At 61.9% G+C, this 17,767-nt stretch carries 15 protein-coding genes; 9 read left to right on the forward strand and 6 right to left on the reverse strand.

Annotated elements, in window-relative coordinates:
* Positions 1-18 precede the first annotated feature (18 nt).
* Positions 19-2,343 carry an ATP-binding protein gene (locus BH682_RS12610; RefSeq protein ID WP_058038845.1) on the reverse strand — a complete coding sequence of 775 codons (2,325 nt, stop codon included), beginning with the start codon at positions 2,341-2,343 and terminating at the stop codon, positions 19-21.
* 234 nt (positions 2,344-2,577) lie between these two features.
* Here BH682_RS12610 and BH682_RS12615 point away from each other — a divergent pair, with 234 nt between their 5' ends.
* The 3 genes from BH682_RS12615 to BH682_RS12625 all read left to right on the forward strand — a co-directional run bounded on the left by BH682_RS12615 (position 2,578) and on the right by BH682_RS12625 (position 6,749).
* Positions 2,578-4,242, forward strand: coding sequence for an alpha/beta hydrolase (locus BH682_RS12615; protein WP_047271397.1), 1,665 nt, complete (start codon positions 2,578-2,580; stop codon positions 4,240-4,242).
* Positions 4,243-4,345: 103 nt separating this feature from the next.
* The gene (locus BH682_RS12620) at positions 4,346-5,773 is read left to right on the forward strand and encodes a hypothetical protein (protein WP_058038671.1); all 1,428 of its coding nucleotides are present in this window, start codon (positions 4,346-4,348) and stop codon (positions 5,771-5,773) included.
* A 313-nt stretch (positions 5,774-6,086) separates the two neighbouring features.
* Positions 6,087-6,749, forward strand: coding sequence for a GAP family protein (locus BH682_RS12625; RefSeq protein WP_058038672.1), 663 nt, complete (start codon positions 6,087-6,089; stop codon positions 6,747-6,749).
* Positions 6,750-6,800: 51 nt separating this feature from the next.
* On the opposite strand, the gene BH682_RS12630 is transcribed toward BH682_RS12625, so the two are convergent.
* Complete coding sequence (locus tag BH682_RS12630; RefSeq protein WP_058038673.1) at positions 6,801-8,264, reverse strand: glycoside hydrolase family 5 protein; 1,464 nt, start codon at positions 8,262-8,264, stop codon at positions 6,801-6,803.
* A 176-nt stretch (positions 8,265-8,440) separates the two neighbouring features.
* Between BH682_RS12630 and BH682_RS12635 the strand changes: the two genes are divergently transcribed.
* The gene (locus tag BH682_RS12635) at positions 8,441-9,361 is read left to right on the forward strand and encodes an alpha/beta hydrolase (protein ID WP_058038674.1); all 921 of its coding nucleotides are present in this window, start codon (positions 8,441-8,443) and stop codon (positions 9,359-9,361) included.
* A 220-nt stretch (positions 9,362-9,581) separates the two neighbouring features.
* On the forward strand, positions 9,582-10,496 hold the full coding sequence (locus tag BH682_RS12640) for a tyrosine-protein phosphatase (protein WP_007735104.1): 915 nt from the start codon (positions 9,582-9,584) through the stop codon (positions 10,494-10,496).
* Positions 10,497-10,670: 174 nt separating this feature from the next.
* On the opposite strand, the gene BH682_RS12645 is transcribed toward BH682_RS12640, so the two are convergent.
* Complete coding sequence (locus tag BH682_RS12645; RefSeq protein WP_030535586.1) at positions 10,671-11,246, reverse strand: TetR/AcrR family transcriptional regulator; 576 nt, start codon at positions 11,244-11,246, stop codon at positions 10,671-10,673.
* Between the two features lie 108 nt (positions 11,247-11,354).
* Here BH682_RS12645 and BH682_RS12650 point away from each other — a divergent pair, with 108 nt between their 5' ends.
* The 3 genes from BH682_RS12650 to BH682_RS12660 all read left to right on the forward strand — a co-directional run bounded on the left by BH682_RS12650 (position 11,355) and on the right by BH682_RS12660 (position 13,982).
* The gene (locus BH682_RS12650; RefSeq protein ID WP_075833015.1) at positions 11,355-12,536 is read left to right on the forward strand and encodes a GDSL-type esterase/lipase family protein; all 1,182 of its coding nucleotides are present in this window, start codon (positions 11,355-11,357) and stop codon (positions 12,534-12,536) included.
* A gap of 71 nt (positions 12,537-12,607) precedes the next feature.
* On the forward strand, positions 12,608-13,114 hold the full coding sequence (locus BH682_RS12655) for a glycosyltransferase (protein ID WP_075833017.1): 507 nt from the start codon (positions 12,608-12,610) through the stop codon (positions 13,112-13,114).
* A 52-nt stretch (positions 13,115-13,166) separates the two neighbouring features.
* Positions 13,167-13,982, forward strand: a complete 816-nt coding sequence (locus tag BH682_RS12660; RefSeq protein ID WP_054188592.1) for a MerR family transcriptional regulator — start codon at positions 13,167-13,169, stop codon at positions 13,980-13,982.
* Between the two features lie 19 nt (positions 13,983-14,001).
* Here the strand turns inward: BH682_RS12660 and BH682_RS36365 are convergent, their stop codons facing one another.
* A complete protein-coding gene (locus tag BH682_RS36365; protein WP_003942131.1) occupies positions 14,002-14,157 on the reverse strand; it encodes a hypothetical protein in 156 nt (51 codons plus the stop codon).
* 276 nt (positions 14,158-14,433) lie between these two features.
* On the opposite strand from BH682_RS36365, the gene BH682_RS12665 reads away from it, so the two are divergent.
* Positions 14,434-15,483, forward strand: a complete 1,050-nt coding sequence (locus BH682_RS12665) for a lipoate--protein ligase family protein (protein WP_003942269.1) — start codon at positions 14,434-14,436, stop codon at positions 15,481-15,483.
* A gap of 45 nt (positions 15,484-15,528) precedes the next feature.
* On the opposite strand, the gene BH682_RS12670 is transcribed toward BH682_RS12665, so the two are convergent.
* Positions 15,529-16,689 (reverse strand): DUF7802 domain-containing protein, encoded by a 1,161-nt coding sequence (locus BH682_RS12670; RefSeq protein ID WP_064073671.1) that lies wholly within the window; start codon positions 16,687-16,689, stop codon positions 15,529-15,531.
* Positions 16,689-17,636 (reverse strand): metal-dependent hydrolase, encoded by a 948-nt coding sequence (locus tag BH682_RS12675; protein ID WP_030535581.1) that lies wholly within the window; start codon positions 17,634-17,636, stop codon positions 16,689-16,691. Before BH682_RS12675 ends, BH682_RS12670 begins: the two co-directional genes overlap by 1 nt.
* Between the last annotated feature and the right edge of the window lie 131 nt (positions 17,637-17,767).

Genomic DNA, 17,767 nt, shown 5'->3' on the forward strand with positions numbered 1-17,767 from the left:
GATCGGAGACACGGACCGTCACGAGGTCGAAGGGTTGCGGAAGTCGTTTGTGCGCTGGAGCACCCAGGCCGCAATCCTGGTGCGCGAGCCGTACCCCAGTTTGTTCAGTATGTGATCGACGTGGCCGTCGACAGTGCGCTGAGAAATGACCAGCTTGTCCGCGATTGCTCGGTTGGTCAGGCCCTGTGCGACGAGTTCGGCCACCTGCTGCTCCCGCGGAGTCAGCACTTCGTCGGCCGCCGATTTCGGTGATCCACCGGGCGGTTGCTCTCTCAGCGCGCGGGCCGCTGCGTCGTCGAGAGTCAGAGCTCGTCCATGAGCGAATGCTGTTTGAAACACCCTGTCTCCGATCCGGTTACGAGCCTCGGTCACGCTGTTTTCGTGGTACGGGACCATGCTCCTGAAGGTGTCCATCGGGCTGCCCGTGGCGGTGAACAGCGTGTCGGCAGCTCCCATCAGTGTGGCTGCCAGCTTTGTGTCCCGGTCGACAAGCGTCCACGCGATTTCCTCGAGGCACCATGCACATCCGAACTGGTTACCCAGCCCTCGCAGCAATCGGAGAGAATCTTCGAGTAGCTCGATACCGCGAGCGTGGTTGCCATGACGCCACAGGGCGGATCCGTAGTCCGACATCGTCATCGACCGCCACAAGATTTCGCCGCGCGATTCGGTGAGGGCCAACTCCTCCTCGTAAATACTTGCAGCCCGGTCGGTTTCGCCGAGTGCGTCGACGACGAAGGCGAACCAGTAGAGCGCGGGTACCAGACGGGCGATGTCGTCGTTTGCCCGGAATGCTGCGACAGCCTGCTCCAGGTACTCGGCGCCGCGCACGAGATCGCCGTCGGCGACCGCGACGAATCCGAGCGTGTACCGCGCCAGTATGCGTCCGTCGTCGTTCCGCTGCATCTCGGCCTGTCGCCGAGCCTCTTCGGCAATGCTTGTCGCCGAAGCGATATCTCGTTGGAGGGCTGCCAGCAGTGCGCCTGTCGCGGCGGCCTCGACTACCGCCTCATCGAGAGTGCCCTCGGTCAGTTCGGGCACCTCGGCCAGGGCGCGACCCAACCAGTAGCGACCTTCGTTGAATCGACCACGTGCAAGCCAGTAATCATGCAAGGCACTTGCGGTACGCAATGTGGCTTCGACCGAGTCGGGTTCGGTCAGACCGAATTCCAACGCGGTGCGCACGTTGGGTAAGTCGCGGTCGATCCGCGTCATCCAATCGATTTGGTGCGGCCCCGTCCAGTCGACTCCGGCGCGGAAGACGAGTTGCCTGAACCACTCACTGTGCCTGCGCTGCAGCGAGACCCACTCGTCGACTGACACCAGTTCACGCCCGTAGTCGCGAAGAGTCTCGAGTAGGCGGTAGCGGACGTAAGAGCCGTTTTGTTCACGGATGAGGATCGACTTGTCGACAAGGGACATCACGAGATCGCCCAAGTCGTCGTTCTGTGCTTCGTCGGCGAGAATTCCTTCGACGGACCCGAGATCGAAGCTACCCGCAAATACGCTCGAGTTCGCCCACAACGACTTCTCCGGCGGCGTACACAGAGCGAAGCTCCAGTCGATACTCTGTGCAAGCGTTTGTTGACGCGCTGGAGCGTTCCGGCTGCCCCGCGTCAGCAGTTGGAAGCGGTCGTCGAGTTTTTGCAGGATCTGATCGACCGACATCGCCCTCAGTCGGGCAGCCGCCAACTCGATCGGCAGTGGTAGTCCTTCCAACCGGCGGACGATCTTCTCCACAGCCGCGCTGTTCTCGCTGGTGATGCGGAAGTCCGTCACGGAGGAACGTGCCCGCTGCTCGAACAGCATCATCGCATCACCATCACGGGTGTCGGTTGGCGACGGCGCCTCGGTGGGAAATCGCAGAGGCGGCACCCGTAATACCATCTCGCCGGGAATGTCGAGCGGTTCTCGGCTGGTCGCCAGAAGTGCCAATCGGGCACAGCACCGGAGAAGTTCGGCGGCGGTGTCGGCAACCCAGCCGATGAGGTGTTCGCAATTGTCCAGAACAAGCAGGACACGTTCGTCGACGAGACGGCCGATCAGTACCGATCGCGGTGACCGCGTAGATCGGTCTTGTACTCCGAGTGCGGCAAGAATCGTCTGATCGAGAAGTGCCGGCTCCCGCAGTTCGCTGAAGTCGACGAACCAGACGCCCCCGGGGAACGCACGGGAGGAATCATCGGCGGCACGGAGCGCCAAGCGGGTTTTGCCGACCCCACCCAGGCCCGTAAGGGTCACAAGCCGGTAGTCCGACAGCAGGCGTCGGACTTCTTTGGCCTCGGACCGACGACCGACGAAACTGCTCAGTTCGATCGGTAGGTTTCCTCGTTTTGCCGCCATGAGAATCGCGCCGAATTTGTACGTCCTGAGTGGATTGACCCCACACAGTGTACGCGGAATCGCGTGTGCGAAATCTGTCAAGGCACCACCGGTGTTCGCCCGTGATTGCCGTTGGGCCGAAGCTTTTCGGTGCATGACGCGGAATAGCGAGCACTTTCCACCGACGTAGTTCGCGCCTCATTCGAAAGGGATGAGAGGCGCATTTCATCTTTCTGGCGCACTTACGATTCGGGCATGAAACGTGTGTGGGAAGGTGTGCGGCGCTACGGCAAAACGCTGCACTCGGTCGGGTTGTCGTTCGGTCTGGTGTTTTTCGTCCTCTCGATGAGCCCGTCCCTCTTACCGCGCGCGTGGTACCTGCAGGGCGTGGCAACCGGTATTTCCGTCGCCACCGGGTACGGCATCGGTGTGAGCGTGGCGTGGATGATCCGCAAATGCGGAGTCGAACCGAGATGGTCGGACCGGACCAAGCGGATCGGTTGGGCCGTACTCGCCGTACTGGCAGTGATATTGGTGCCTCTGTTTCTGATCTTGGGTTCGTGGTGGCAGCAGATCGTCCGTGATCTGGTCGAGGCGCCTCGCGTGAACCGGGCGAACTATCTTCTGGTGCTGCTGATTTCGCTGGTGGTGTGGTTGACCTTGTTGGAGGTGGGTCGTGGTCTGCGGTATCTCACCAGAGGGCTCGCTGCAGTTGCTCTGCGGTTTGTTCCCAAGGAAGCAGCGAAAGTCGCGAGCTTGGTCGTCGTCTTCGCGTTGGCGATCTTCGTCGTCAACGGTGCCCTCTACAACGGGCTCATCGCTTTTGCGAACTGGAGTTTCTCCGGCGCGGACAACGACACGCCCGATGGTATCGACCAGCCTCTGATCGCCGAACGCAGTGGTTCACCCATGTCTGCCGAGGCATGGGATTCGCTGGGCAAGGAGGGTCGCACTTTCATGGGTAGCGGGCCGTCTGCGGTGCAGATTTCCGCGCTGACCGGCCGGGACGCGAAGCAACCCATCCGCGTGTACGCCGGCCGTGAGTCGTCGGATTCCGTCGACGGTGTCGCGCAGCGGGTCGTCAACGAACTCGAGCGCACCGGCGGCTTCGACCGTGCCGTCCTGGCAGTAGTGACCACCACCGGCCGCGGCTGGGTGAACGACGACGTGGCGTCCGCTTTCGAATACGTCCAGGGCGGCGACACCGCCATCGCGGCGATGCAGTACTCGTTCCTTCCCAGCCCTTTGGCATTCATCGCCGATCGCGAAACCCCGATGGCCGCAGGCCGGGCGCTGTTCAACTCTGTCTATGCGAAGTGGATCGATCTGCCGCTCGACAAGCGCCCCAAGCTTGTCGTTTTCGGCGAGAGCCTCGGATCGTACGGGGGGCAGGCCGCGTTCGCGGGAGCACAGGACATGGCGACGCGGGTGGATGGGGCGTTGTGGTCGGGGACTCCGAACTTCACCGCTCAATGGCAGGAGATCACCAGCAGTCGTGACTCCGGCTCACGGGAAGCCGTGCCGGTGATCGACGACGGGCAGTCGATTCGTTTCGCTGCCTATCCGGAGGATCTCGAACTGGATGCGCCGTGGAACGACTCACGCGTCATGTACTGGCAGCACGCCAGCGACCCAATTGTCTGGTGGTCTTTCGACCTGCTTCTGAACAAGCCGGACTGGCTTGCCGAGCCTCTCGGCCGTGATGTCGATCCGGGAATGACGTGGATACCGTTCGTGACATTCTGGCAGGTGACACTCGACATGGTCTTCTCGGCGGACGTTCCGCCAGGTCACGGGCACAACTACGGTGCCGAGGCGGCGGACATGTGGGCGCGGATCCTGCACCCCGACAACTGGTCTCAGTCGGACACCGACGCGATTCGCGGCGCTCTGACGAACGACTTTCAACCCACCAAGTAGTAGTGCGGAGTGCGGACCTCGTGACGGTCTCTCGTCGTTGGACCGGGAGTACTCGCTCTAGATCGTTCTATCACTGTTTGTCAGCTATCTAACAAGGAGCGCGATGCATTCATCAAGAACACTCGTAGCTGCGGTGGCGCTGAGCGCGATCACTGTATTTGCCGGGGCTGGGTCCGCGGTTGCCGCGCCGGCGGTCGGATCTGTCGATTTCGGTTCGTCGAGCGGATCCGGATCAGGAACCGGTTCGGCTAGCGGATCCGAATCTGGTTCTGTCGATTTCGGATCCGGCGGACCGGACGTCGAGCATCCGGTGTCGACCTGCTTCTGGTCCGTGCCGATCAATCCCGAGCGCGCGGACCCACAGCTCAACTACGCCTTTCCTGACACTGCGGCGATTTACTGGGCTGCGCAGTTCACAATCCCCGAGAACGCCGAGTTGGTTATCCGAGGGCAGTATGCGCATGCGCGCTATCAGTCGTTGAACTCGTACAACGCGGCAACCGCGATGCCGACCGCCGTCCTCAATGACATTTCGACAGCTCCCGACGCAGGTTCGCGCAACACCTATCTTCCCGGTGCCGATCGATCGAACGAAAGTGCCAGGTCGTACACGGCTTCCGTCCTCAACGAGGCCTCGCCTGTTGAGCCGAAACCCAACACCTTGTATGCCGGTGTGCCAGGTCAGGACCGGATAAGCCTGCTTTATCGCATCTACCTGCCGGACAACGGGCGTGATCTCACCGGCGGCGTTGGACTGCCTGAGCCAGAGCTGCACCTTCCCGGTGGTCAAGTGCTGCGGGGGCAGGATCTGTGTTCAGCGGTCGGTGCGGACAACGGAATCTTGAAGCCGGCTTCGCTGCCGTTAGACACGTACAAGGCATTGCGTGACCAACCGGGCAAGCCTGCGACATTCCCTTCCGAGCAGGCACCAGTCTGGCGGGCGTACTACAGCGCCGAGTTCACGCTCGGCTGTACCTATCTCGGCAAATGCGATGGCACACCCCAGCGGGTGGGCGGGCAGTACTCCAACATCGACAACAGCTACGTCACAGCCGAAGTCAACCGTGGGTTCGGCGAAGTTCTAGTACTTCGGGGAGAGTTGCCGAGGACTCCGAAGACTACAGGCGGCGCAAAGAATCTCGACAGCGCGGTCGACATGCGGTTCTGGTCGATGTGCAGCAATGAATCGCTGGCAACGACGAAGGTAGCGACGTGTCTGTTCGACGAGCAGATGGCCACTGATGCGGATGGTCGCTACACGATTGTCGCGTCGCTCCCTGAAGACCGACCCGCAAACGCTACGAAGGAATGTGGGGTGTCATGGCTTTCGCTCTCGCCGGCCGGTGACGGCGCAGGGCATCCCGACGATTCCCTCTTGATCATGCGGAACATGCTGCCGGCCAAGGACTTCAGCCACGCTGCACACGATACCAAGACGCCCGGCGACGAGAAGGCCGTGATGGGAGAGTATTTGCCGGACGGGCAATATACGTCCAAGCTCGCGTTCGAGGGCAGTGGCTGCGCGAAGTAACCCGTCTTTACGCGTGAGGTCACTACTCGAGATTGTGTCTGGTGATCCTCCTCGATGATGTCGGCTGCGCTCTGCTGCGAGCGCAGCCGACACACCGTTAGCCAAGTCTTTTCGCGATCTTCGGTGGGGAATCGAGGCCTGCGGTTCAGGCACTCATCCCTTTCGAATGAGGCATCAACTACGCAGGCGCTCGCAGTGTCAGCATTGTCGCGCAGCGGTATCAGCTGTGCTCTGTTGTCCGCCGTGGCGGACAGGGGCGCCTTTTCTCGCCTACCGCCTATCCTGCTTGCTGCAATCAGAAATGAGTTTTGACATGGGTTCCGTTGTCGGAGAACTTCTCCCATTGGCCGTCGGTGTCGCCGTGTCGCCGGTGGCCGTCATCGCCACTATCTTGATGTTGCTCTCCAAGCGAGCGGGTAGCACCAGCGCCGGGTTCGCGGTGGGCTGGTTACTCGGAATCTTCATCGCTACAGTTCTTTTCGTCATCTTGTCCAGTGCCGTCAGCACGTCAGACGACGGACCGTCCGCCACGGTTTCGTGGATCAAACTAGCTCTCGGTGTCCTCCTGTTGGCCGTCGGGGTCAAGCAGTGGCGGGGGCGCAGCGGCGAGCACGAAACACCGAAGTGGATGCAAGCCGTCGACGAGATGACCGCGGTCAAGGGATTGGGCCTTGGATTCGCGCTCGCCGCGATCAACCCGAAGAACCTGCTCATGTGCATCGCGGCCGGAGTGTCGATCGGCTCGGCGTCGTTGGCGACCAGCGGAGCGATCACCTCGATTCTCGTATTCACGGTCATCGCCAGTTCAACTGTCGCGATCCCGGTCATCGGATACCTGGTGGCTGCTGATCGCCTGCGAAAGCCATTGGCCTATCTCAAAGTCTGGCTCGAGGACAACAACACCACGGTGATGAGTGTGTTGATCTTGGTCGTCGGAGTTGTTCTGATCGGCAAGGGAATTGGCGGAATCTTCTGATACCCGCTCTTTCGCGTGGTGTGAACGCGCGATTCCCGGATGATCGTTCGATCAGGCGCGCTTGACCGCGTAGTCGCCGTCGGCGTGACCGATCAGTTGCCATCCGCCCTCGATCGGGGACAGTCGGACGTCGGAGAGATTCGTGGTCTCGAGCTGTGGCCGGTCGGTGCCGGGGTACCAGGCCTCGACCCGTCCGGTGCCGCTCCCGTCAAACCCGTCACGCGATACCTCCGTCAGCGAGCCGGGCGCTGCCCGCGGATACGCTCGCGAGAGTGGCGCGGCGAATCCCTCTACGAGCCCGAGTGATTCACCGGACGGGCAGTCGATGCGATTCAGATTTCCCTGCGGCTGGTGGGTATTGCCGTCGCGAACCGGGTGGGGGTCACCGCACGCTTGTGTCCACGACCACCACGCGCCGCCCATCCGGTACCTGTCGGTGGCATCGACGAAGCGGTCGACGTCTGCTCTCTGCTCGTCGGCGTCGCCGAACCAACCCCATTCACCTGTCCACAACGGTGCGTCGTACCAGGCGGCAGCGAGGTCGGCGATCTTGAATCCGTCTTCGATTCCGGGAAATTCGCTACTGACCGTTATCGATTCGCTGTAGAGATGGGGCGAGAAGACCACCAGGGGATCGGTCAGGTAATGGCGTGAAGGCAGCGCGTCGAGGCCGAAAGCCGACCAGATCGCGCTGGGCTCGAAGAACACGAGGTGTGGAAATCCTCCTGCTTCGGCCTGTCTGATGGCGTCGGTGGCCCGCTTGTAGAACTGCCCGATCTGATCAGCTGCCGTGAATGGATCGCGCAGGCCGGGGTTCGGTTCGTTCAACAGGTCGTATCCGGCTACAGCTGGTTCGTCTTTGAACTCGGCAGCCAACCGCGCCCACGTCGCGACGAGGCGACTCTGGATTCCTTGCTCGTCGTCGTAGAACGCCTGGAAGGCATGGGCGATCGCGGGTGCGGCTTCCCTGAGTCCACCGATGTTGCAGGTTGTCCATCCGCCGGTCAGGGTTGCCCACTCGGGTGCGCCGTCCCAGCCGACTCCCGGCCGCATGAATGACGGGCACGACTGGTCGCTCGGGGTGCCGACGTACGGGCCCCATGCATCCTGATGCATGTCGAGAACGGTGTAGATGCCGTGGTCTTTTGCATCCTCGACCGCTACTCGAACGCGGTCGACGTACGCAGTGTCGAATGCACCGCGGATCGGTTCCAGGAGGGACCACGCGACGTTGAGTCGGACGACGTTGAAGCCCAGCGCTGCCATCTGCGCGAAGTCCGTTCTTCCCAGCGGCGTAACGGTGGGTAGACCGGTGCCGTTGGTTGCGTAGTCATTGAGACCGTTGGCGTTCACGCCGCGGAGCAACACCGTTCGTCCGTCGACGTCCTTGATCGTTCGATCTGCGACGGTCAGTTGGGGGAGAGTCCAGCCCGGATCCGGTGGTGCAGCGTTCGCCGCCGGAGTTGCAATCTGGAGGACCAGGATTGCGAGGGTGGCAAGCAACAGCGCACGCATCCATCGACCTTTCTAGACAAACGTCCAATTCCGAGTCGAGGCTAGCGTGAGAAGACCTCTTTCCGGCGCGGTTTGCTCATACCTGTCACGGCCCCGCGTTGCCGAGAACACGTCGGACACGTGCTCCTGCTGGAGGTGTCATCATTGTCGACAAGTCTCGACCCGAGGGAGCCCTGGTGAAGCTTGCATTGACTGATCTGATCGAACAAATGCCTCGTGACGATTTGGCGAGTACGCGAGCGTTCTATGCGTCGCGGCCTGCCGGTGTCGGTCCGAGTTCCCTGCAGGAACTGCTTGTGGTGCGAGCATCCAGGGTGGTTGATCCCACGGCGAGCCGGGCTGTTGAACACGCACTCGACATCGAGGGCCGATCCGTTTCGGTGCGCGTAGTCACTCCGAAAGACGGCGATGTCAACGGGGTCTATCTGTATCTTCCGGGTGGGGGTTTCTACATGAGTTCAGCGGCCAGCGCTGACGCCCGAAGCATGAGACTTGCCGACGAGGTCGGGGTGGTAGTGGTTACCGTCGATTACCGGCTTGCACCGGAATTCCCTTGGCCGGCAGCGCCGGACGATTGTGAGGAAGTCGCCTTGTGGCTGCTTGAGGTCGCTGCCGAACGGTTCGGGACGACCAGGCTCGCCATCGGTGGCATGTCGGCGGGAGCAACCTTGGTGACGACGACGTTGCTGCGCCTTCGTGATCGAGGTCTGGCCAAGGCATTTTCGGGTGCGGTGCTGGAAGCGGGTACGTACGACGTCAGTGCCCAGACTCCCGCGGGCCGCACCATCAGCGACGAATACTTCATCGAAGCCTACGTCGGCCATGTCGATGATCGCACTCTCCCGGATATTTCTCCGACATTCGGCGACCTCAGCGGCCTGCCGCCGACCCTCGTTGTCGTTGGATCAGAAGACGTGGTCCTGGCAGAGAACCTTGCCATGGTGGCGCGACTGTCGGCGGCCGGAAACGACGTCGACTTGCGTCTCTATCCTGATGTCCCGCATGGATTTACAAACCATCCAACGCCTGTTGCCCGCCGCGCTGCGTCGGATATGGGTGCCTGGCTTGGGCAATGTCTCGACGGCGAGTCGGAGTGACAAGCACGGGCGCGGCCGCGGTCTGTCGTTCGAACGGGCCCGGCGTGGTCGATGGCGACGCAGTGACGGGCAAGAGTTTCTTCCTGCCGGATGGCGGCTGGCCGGGCACCTGAACACATGTCCGGTTTCTGGAGCAAAGTCGGGACGAGGAGCGTGCCACCCTTGTAATCTCGCACGGGAGTTTGCGGGGCGCGGGGTATCCCGCACAGCGAATGAGAGGATGAAGGTGACAACTGTCTACACGCGCCGCCGAGGGGCGCGCCCTTTCGGAATCGCCCTCGCTGCGCTGGTCGCCATGGGTGCGGCCCTGACAGGCCCCACACTCGCCTCCGCCTCGAGCGGCGACCTGCAATTGGGTTCGAGTCAGTTCGGATCGTCCGGGGAGCAACCGCCGCTGCCGGAGATCCCACCGCCGTCCGCGGCCGAGATCAGGCTCGACGAGGCGCGGAACTTCCGCGACATCGGCGGGTATCGGACTACCGACGGCAGGACCGTCCGGACAGGCCTGGTGTTCCGTTCCAACAAGCTCAGCTCGCTCAATGAGACTGATCTGGCAAAACTCACCGCCGCGAACCTGACCCTCGACGTCGACCTGCGCAACGCCTCCGAACGTGCGGAGGATCCCGATCGGATCCCCGCCGGGGTCACCTACCAGGTCGCCGACGTCGTCAGTATCGAACACGGCATCGCGTTCCACGAGTTCGTTCCCCTGACCCTCGGTCGCGCGTTGATCGACGGCGCAGTCAAGGGAACCTCGAACATCGGCCAGAGCATCGGCTACCCGTTCATGGTCAACTACCGTGGTTCCGATGTCGCCTTCCGTGACCTGCTGACTGCGATCGCGAACAACTCCGACGGCGCAACCGTCTACCACTGCAGTGCAGGGAAGGACCGCACCGGCTGGGGTACCGCGATCCTGCTGACCATTCTGGGTGTCCCGCGTGAGTTCATCAGTGCCGATTTCATGGCGTCGAACACGTACCTGGGCCGGGACGACGCGGTGGACCTGTCGTGGCTCGATGCGGCGTATGCACAGGTGGACCGGCTCTACGGCGGTATGGATACTTACGTACGGGAGGGCCTCGGCGTCGACCAGGGCACTGTCGACTCTCTGCGCGCCAAGCTTCTCCTCTAAGCGGAGCTCCACGCCCGGCTTCTTGCCTACTCGGACCTTCTTCTGTCCCAGTGCGACCTGTGGTTGCGGGAGCGCGCGATTGTGTGGCGCCGCTCCTGGGGTGGGCCCGAGGTTTCTTGGCCGTGTGCGATCACCAAGTGGCGCAAGAACTTGGCGCGCAAGAATCACGACTGGTCATGGACTCGACGCTGGCCAATTGGTCAGCATCGAATCGAGAGCCTCGAGGATTCTTGCCCAGCTTTCGGCGCTGTCCGGTGCACTGTGGCTGAACGATCCACCCAGCTCGAGGCTGGCGTACCCATGAAAAACGCTGCCGAGCAACCGAACTGCGTGGGTCTGATCGAGATCGGTGAGGTTGTACCCGCGCAGAATCGATCGCATCATCTGCGAGTGTCTGAAACCCGCGCTCGCGGCCGCGGCCTCCGGGGTGAGGCGCATCTGTGACGCGGCGTACCGACCAGGGTGTGACCTCGCGTAGTTGCGGTACACGTTCGCGAAGGCGGTCAAGGCGTCGCGGCCGGACCGACCGGCCACGGCGTCAGCAGCCTGGTCGGCCATCTCTTCCAAGGCAAGCAGCGCGATTCTGGTTTTGAGGTCGTTCGAACTTTTCACGTGCGAGTACAGGCTTGCGACCTTGACGTCGAACGCTCTGGCGACCGCCGATACGGTCACCTGCTCGAAGCCCACCTCGTCGGCCAATTCGGCGCCCGCCACGGCGAGGCGTTCGGGTGTCAGTCCTGCGCGAGGCATGTCCGTTGGTCCTGTTCGTCGAGAAGTGAAACCGCTTGCCTAAATAGTATAGGCAAATTACCGTGTGCTGTAGTTAAAACCTTCGCAACTTATCTACAGGTGAATGAGATGAACAGCCAGAGCAGCTGGATTACTACCGCAATTTCCGAGGACGTCGTGCGCGGAGCCCTCGAGCTCGAGCGGACCGAACGCGGTGTGCTGACACACCGTCTGCCTGCCAGAGCTCGCACGCAATTCGCTGACGGGCAGATGGCAATGGCGCAATCACAACCGTCCGGAGTGCGGCTGGTGTTCCGAACCAGCGCTACGGCCATCGAACTCGACACTCTGCCCACGAAAATGATCTACATCGGTGCTCCGCCGAGGCCGCAAGGGGTGTACGACCTGATCGTCGACGGCGAACCAACCGGGCACGCAATCGCTGAGGGTGGCAACACGGTGACGATCGACATGGCGACCGGTACCGCTCAGAGACAATCCGGACCCGTCAGCACCATCCGCTTCGCGGACTTGCCCGCGCGATCCAAGACCGTCGAGATCTGGTTGCCGCACAACGAAACCACCGAACTTGTCGCATTGCGAACCGACGCCCCGCTCGAACTCGCAGTCGGCACGAAGCGTGATGTGTGGCTCCATCACGGAAGCTCGATCAGTCAAGGCTCCGGCGCTGAAAGTCCCTCCCGCACTTGGCCTGCTCTCGCAGCCTCCCTCGGCGGCGTGGATCTGATCAACCTCGGGTTCAGCGGCAGCGCTCTGCTGGACCAGTACGTCGCCCGCGCTATGCGAGACACTCCTGCCGACCTCATCAGCATCAAGATGGGCATCAATCTGGTCAACTCCGACGTGATGCGCCTGCGGGCCTTCACGTCGGCAATGCACGGCTTCCTCGACACGGTCCGCGACGGCCATCCAGTGGCTCCACTGCTGGTCGTCTCGCCTGTCTATTGCCCGATTCACGAAGACACGCCTGGACCTGGTGCATTCGATTTCGACGCGCTTGCCAGAGGCGAAATGCGATTCGTTGCTACCGGCGATCCCGCCGAGCGCGCAGCCGGAAAGCTGACGCTGCGCTCTATTCGGGAAGAGTTGGCGCGCATCGTAACCCAGCGATCGGCGGATGATCCCAATCTGCATTACGTCGACGGGTGCGATCTCTATGGTGCGGCCGAGAACGAAGAGTTGCCGCTTCCCGATCAGCTCCATCCGGACGCTGCGACGCACCGTCTCATCGGCGAACGCTTTGCCCAACGGGTATTCGCAGACGACGGCGCATTCGCACGCTCGGTGTGATCGCGCAATCTGGTTCGATCGGATTTCACACGATTTGACCCTGACGTAGCGTGAGGGCTCACGATGACTTCATGACCGATACTTACCCAGCATTCGACATCAGCCCCGTCCCTGTCCCCGCAATAGACGCCGTGCCTCCGGAACAGTTCCGAGGTCTCTACGGAATGCCCATGTTCGTGTCGGTTCCGACATCGGATCTGGCCGAATCGGCCGACTTCTGGATCCGTGGGCTCGGTTTCTTCGACCTCTTTTCGGTACCGTATCGACTGACGCACCTGCGACGCTGGGCATTTCAAGACGTTCTGCTCGTGCCCGGCGAATGTGCAGATTCACCACCGTCCGTCAGTGTGAGCTTTGCGTGTGTGCTGAGTCAGATGGACCAGATAGCACAGGCGTGTGAGGAATTGCGGCCCGGATGCACCAGCGGTCCACATCTGAAGCCGTGGAATTCACTGGAGTTGGAGATTGTGACACCGGAGAACGCGCGCGTGATCATGACGGCCGCTCGTCCGTACGACCCGAACAGTGCCGAGGCCGAGCATCTGCGAGGGATGGGAATTGACGGACCCGACGACTGAACCGAGGTCTGACGCTGTGGCCTCCCGAACCGCGTCTGTCAGACTGGATCACGTGACGGACCAACTCTTCGGAGACGAGGCAGACAGTGCTCTCACTGTCGGTGCTGCCGCATCACGACTAGGCATAACCGTACGTACCCTTCATCATTGGGACGCAATCGGTTTGGTGCGCCCGTCCGGGCGCAGTGACGGGGGCTACCGGCTGTACACCGACGCGGACCTCGGCCGCATCGGCCGGGTGCTTGTCTACCGTGACGTGGGTTTGTCGCTCGACGAGATCGGGATATTGCTCGATGCGCCCGCAGCCCACGTGGACGAGACGCTGCGTGGGCAGCGCGCCGAGTTGCGGCAACGGATAGCCGACTTGGAGGAACTGGGCGAGTCCTTGGATCGCATCATCGATGCCAGGAAGTCGGGTGTGCTGTTGCCGGCACACGAGCAGGTCTCGATCTTCGGCCGACACTGGCAGCCGTCATGGGGACCTGAGGCGCACGAGCGTTGGGGTGACAGTGCGCAGTGGGCGCAGCACGCGGAACGGTCGGCGGGTAGGACCGCTGAGGATTGGCAGAAGATTGCCGACTGCGTCGAGATGCTCAACGAAGACCTGGCGCTGGCGTGCCGGTCCGGAGTCGAACCGGGAAGCGCCGAGGCGAATTCGCTGGCAGAACGGCACCGAGCGTCGATCGGGGTTTACTTCGACTGCACACATTCGATGCAGGTGTGTCTGGGACGGATGTACGTGGCCGATCCGAGATTCACCGCGTTCTACGAGCAGGTCGAGACCGGTCTGACACTGTGGCTCCGCGCTGTCATCGATGCGAATGCTCGGGCCAACGGGGTTGTCCCCGAATCGGCGACGTGGGTGTGAGTGAACTGGTGGTCGCTCGTCAGTCCAAAGACGCACACGCAGTGCACCACGGTCGGCCGTCGACTCCGGGCGCACGATGGGACACTGCGATGCGCGCGGCCAAAATGCAGCTTTCGTTGTCGTGATAGACGTCGAGATCCGAAGGAACCGTCGAGTGGAACGCCGGGACCTTCATGTCTACCTCCGTTGTGGCTCGCCAGGGAGTTGGCTCGTTGCGGCAATCCTCCCACCACAGAGATCATCTCGCCTGTCGGCAGAAGCAGGGCCGTTGCTCGGCCAAATTGCCAGGGGTCGACACGTGCGGTCCCGTCCGCGCGATTATGCAGCCCCGCAGCGACTTACAGGTGTGGTTACTTGGTCGCCCTGCCTTCCGAACAGATGCGCACTGCGCGCGCGGTGTGATCTTCGACGGCGCTCACCGCAGAGAATCCCGCAGGGATAGGCTGGACGGATGCGTGGAGAGTACAAGGTTCCTGGTGGAAAACTGGTCGCGGTCGACGTCGAGGTGGCGGACGGTCGGCTGTCCGAAGTCGCAGTCTCGGGGGACTTCTTCCTCGAGCCCGACAGCGCGCTCGACGACATCAACGCGGCGTTGCGCGGAATGCCCGCCGACTCGGATGCAGAACAGTTGGCGCATGCCATCTCCACTGCGCTCGACGAGTCCGTCTCGATGATCGGCTTCACGCCGCAGTCGGTCGGCATCGCGATCCGGCGCGCACTCGGCCACGCCACGAGCTGGGCGGATCACACCTTCGACCTCATCCCGCCGGTGGTTCTCGATCCCGCGATGCACGTCGCGCTGGACGAGGTCATCGCGCGTGAGGTCGCATCGGGTGAGCGTCCGCCGACATTGCGTTTCTGGGACTGGGACTCGCCCTTGGTCGTGATCGGATCGTTCCAGTCCGTGCGTAACGAGGTCGACTCCGAGGCGGCTGCGCGGTACGGCATCGGGGTGGTGCGCCGAATCTCCGGTGGCGGCGCGATGTTCATGGAACCGGGCAACTGCATCACGTACTCGTTGGCAGTACCGGCGTCATTGGTCGAGGGTTTGAGTTTCGAGCAGTCCTATGCGTTTCTCGATCAGTGGGTCATGGGAGCGCTTGCCGAGGTCGGTATCAACGCTCGGTATGTGCCGCTCAACGACATCGCCTCGGACAAGGGCAAGATCGCCGGCGCCGCTCAGAAGCGATTCGCGTCCGGCACTGTGCTCCATCACGTGACCATGGCCTACGACATCGACGCTGAGAAGATGACGCAGGTGTTGCGAATCGGACGAGAGAAGATGTCGGACAAGGGAACCAAGAGTGCGGCCAAGCGCGTCGATCCGCTGCGTTCGCAGACCGGAATGACGCGTGCAGCAATCCTGGAGTCGTTTGCGCAGCACTTCCGAGGTCAATACGACACCCACGACAGCGATTACACGGACTCGGAGTTGGAGCAGGCGCGCAAGCTGGTGGACACGAAGTTCAGAACCGAAGAGTGGACTCACCGCGTCCCGTGAAACCGAGAAACCGGGACGAGACCCGAGCGGTCTCGTCCCGGTCGCCTAGGTAGCCGGAGTCGCTGAGTTTGCCCCGAGGAGCTCGGCGTCGGCCGTCTCGGAGTTCCGCTTCGGAATGGTGAAAGTTGCGCTCACGCACAGGATTGCGATGACGAAGCACGCCACTGTGTACCAGAGGTTCCCGATGGGATCTCCAGCGCTGGTGGAACCGTCGACCGCGTCGAAGAAGTCGGGAAGCGCACTCGCCCACAGGACGGCCATGACAACCAGGTACACCACGCTGTAGATCTGCACGAACCTGTTGGTGTGTGCAGGAGTGTTCGATTCTGCCGAGCGCAGGTGCGTCCATTGGCGGACGAGAACCACGATCGCGACCACTGTGAGGACTGCAAGTTCAGCGGCGTAGAGGAACCCGCGGACAGTGTCGCTTCCCATACCGAAGACCGTCGCCGGGAGCGGGAGAATGAACGTACCCAGCGAGGCCAGCAGGCCGATCACGATGGTGCGCCATACCAATTGAAGTCCGGAGAAGTGCTTGCCGGCATCGACGTGCCGTCCGACGAAGTACTGGACGCAGAATGCCAACGACATCGGCCACAGCGCGGCGAAGACGACCACGCTGGGAAGTGGAACCGCGTCGAACATGGGTTGGTTGATCGGGTTCGACGTCGACCACTCCCACCACCGCAACTGGGGCCCCAGGTGGTCGAAGATTTCGTAGAACGCATGGTGGACGAAGCCGACGCAGACAGCGCCCAGTAGTGGACCGTATTTGCGGAAAACGCCGAGCATTCTGACTATTTCGAAGGCCAACGTCGCCATCAGTGGATAGATGGCAACGATGTACAGCGGCAGTCGACCCCACATGAAGTCGACGGTGAACACGTTGTGCGCGAACATCGTGTCCACTTGTTCTTCGATGCCGAACGCCGCCGGGAAGTACAGCGGAGGCTCGATGATGAACAGGTAGGCGGTGGCGCCGAACCAGAGAACCAGATTGGTGGGGTCGCCGTTGCGGCGCAACCGCACGATCGCCAGGACCAGTGCGAGCACCGAGCCGACGATGATGGTCCATTCGAGGACGGGCAGGGTCCAGTTCTCCAGCGCCGCCGGGTTACGGAACTCGACGAGTCCACCTGCTTCCTGACAGGAGAAACCGAGTTCTGTTGCGAGCTGGGAAAACGTGGGGGAGCAGTGTTCTGCCATCAGTTGGCCCCTGACGTGATCGACTCGGCTTGTGCCTGAGATTCGGCGGTGTACCAGCGTGTGCAGTCGTAGCCGTCGTCGTAACGCTTGAACCACTGGTCGGCGAGTGCGGGGAGTTTCTCGTGGTCCGGGTTGTGATTGGGCATCTGGCTGCGGAAGACACCGCCGAGTGCAACGAGTTGTTCTCCGAGTTGAAGGTGATCGAAGGCGCGAGGCATCGTGCCCTTGGTCAGATACGGAGCGAACGACGTCAGAATCTTCTGCTTGGTGCGGTGGGTGGCGAACATCGACAGTGAGTCGACTTGCCGCTCGGAGAGCGGAACGTGCTGGTTGAAGCCTGCGCAGGCGATACGAATCACCTTCATCACGTGCGCGAAGATCGACGGTGCCATCCGCATCCGGTAAAGCTCGCTTCCGACAACGGAATTGAAGATGATCAGAGCCGAGCTGCGATGCTCGACCTCCTCGACGAAGTGCCAGATGAACAGCGACGCGACGCGGTCGTCTCCCGGGCGGAACAAGGTCGCCTCGTTGTCGAGCATCAGCTTGAACACCGGAGTGAAGGTCGCCTCCAGGTCCGCGGTGTATGCAAGCCGGTAGTTCAGCGAGGTCGCCTCGGTCAGTAGATCGAATTCACCGATCACAGCGTCGAGCGTGTTCTGTAGTCCGGGGTAGCGCCTGATCAGAGCCTTCACATGCTGGCGGTGCGCGGTCGAGTGATGGCCTTCCTGACGCATGAACGCCACGGCTTCCTCGGCCACTTCAGGATCGCTGATCCGCGACTTGGTCTGCATGATCATCTTCACGATCATCTTCTCGAAACCGATGGCCAGGAACGAGACCGCGTTGGACATGCTCGACCAGGCCGGATTCTCCGGGTTCCACAGGAAGGGAACGTCCTGATCCTCGAATCCGAAGTCCATTTTTCGGGGTTGAAGGTTGGTCACTTGTCGAACCTCGTCTTTCGGAGGGGCTGGTCAGGTGGCCGCTCTGGCACTCGAAGCCACGTGTGGCGGTAATCATACATATTGGTGTGCAGTTGTATGTTCACTTTCGGCGAGGGTAGTGAATTCGAGGG

Source organism: Rhodococcus sp. YL-1 (assembly GCF_001942025.1).
GTDB lineage: Bacteria > Actinomycetota > Actinomycetes > Mycobacteriales > Mycobacteriaceae > Rhodococcus_F > Rhodococcus_F qingshengii.

Excerpts from the sequence above, each read along its gene's own strand:
- BH682_RS12610 (WP_058038845.1), bottom strand. The coding sequence starts at position 2,343 with ATGGCGGCAAAACGAGGAAACCTACCGATCGAACTGAGCAGTTTCGTC.
- BH682_RS12615 (WP_047271397.1), top strand. The coding sequence starts at position 2,578 with ATGAAACGTGTGTGGGAAGGTGTGCGGCGCTACGGCAAAACGCTGCAC.
- BH682_RS12620 (WP_058038671.1), top strand. The coding sequence starts at position 4,346 with ATGCATTCATCAAGAACACTCGTAGCTGCGGTGGCGCTGAGCGCGATC.
- BH682_RS12625 (WP_058038672.1), top strand. The coding sequence starts at position 6,087 with ATGGGTTCCGTTGTCGGAGAACTTCTCCCATTGGCCGTCGGTGTCGCC.
- BH682_RS12630 (WP_058038673.1), bottom strand. The coding sequence starts at position 8,264 with ATGCGTGCGCTGTTGCTTGCCACCCTCGCAATCCTGGTCCTCCAGATT.
- BH682_RS12640 (WP_007735104.1), top strand. The coding sequence starts at position 9,582 with ATGAAGGTGACAACTGTCTACACGCGCCGCCGAGGGGCGCGCCCTTTC.
- BH682_RS12645 (WP_030535586.1), bottom strand. The coding sequence starts at position 11,246 with ATGCCTCGCGCAGGACTGACACCCGAACGCCTCGCCGTGGCGGGCGCC.
- BH682_RS12650 (WP_075833015.1), top strand. The coding sequence starts at position 11,355 with ATGAACAGCCAGAGCAGCTGGATTACTACCGCAATTTCCGAGGACGTC.
- BH682_RS12655 (WP_075833017.1), top strand. The coding sequence starts at position 12,608 with ATGACCGATACTTACCCAGCATTCGACATCAGCCCCGTCCCTGTCCCC.
- BH682_RS36365 (WP_003942131.1), bottom strand. The coding sequence starts at position 14,157 with ATGAAGGTCCCGGCGTTCCACTCGACGGTTCCTTCGGATCTCGACGTC.
- BH682_RS12665 (WP_003942269.1), top strand. The coding sequence starts at position 14,434 with ATGCGTGGAGAGTACAAGGTTCCTGGTGGAAAACTGGTCGCGGTCGAC.
- BH682_RS12670 (WP_064073671.1), bottom strand. The coding sequence starts at position 16,689 with ATGGCAGAACACTGCTCCCCCACGTTTTCCCAGCTCGCAACAGAACTC.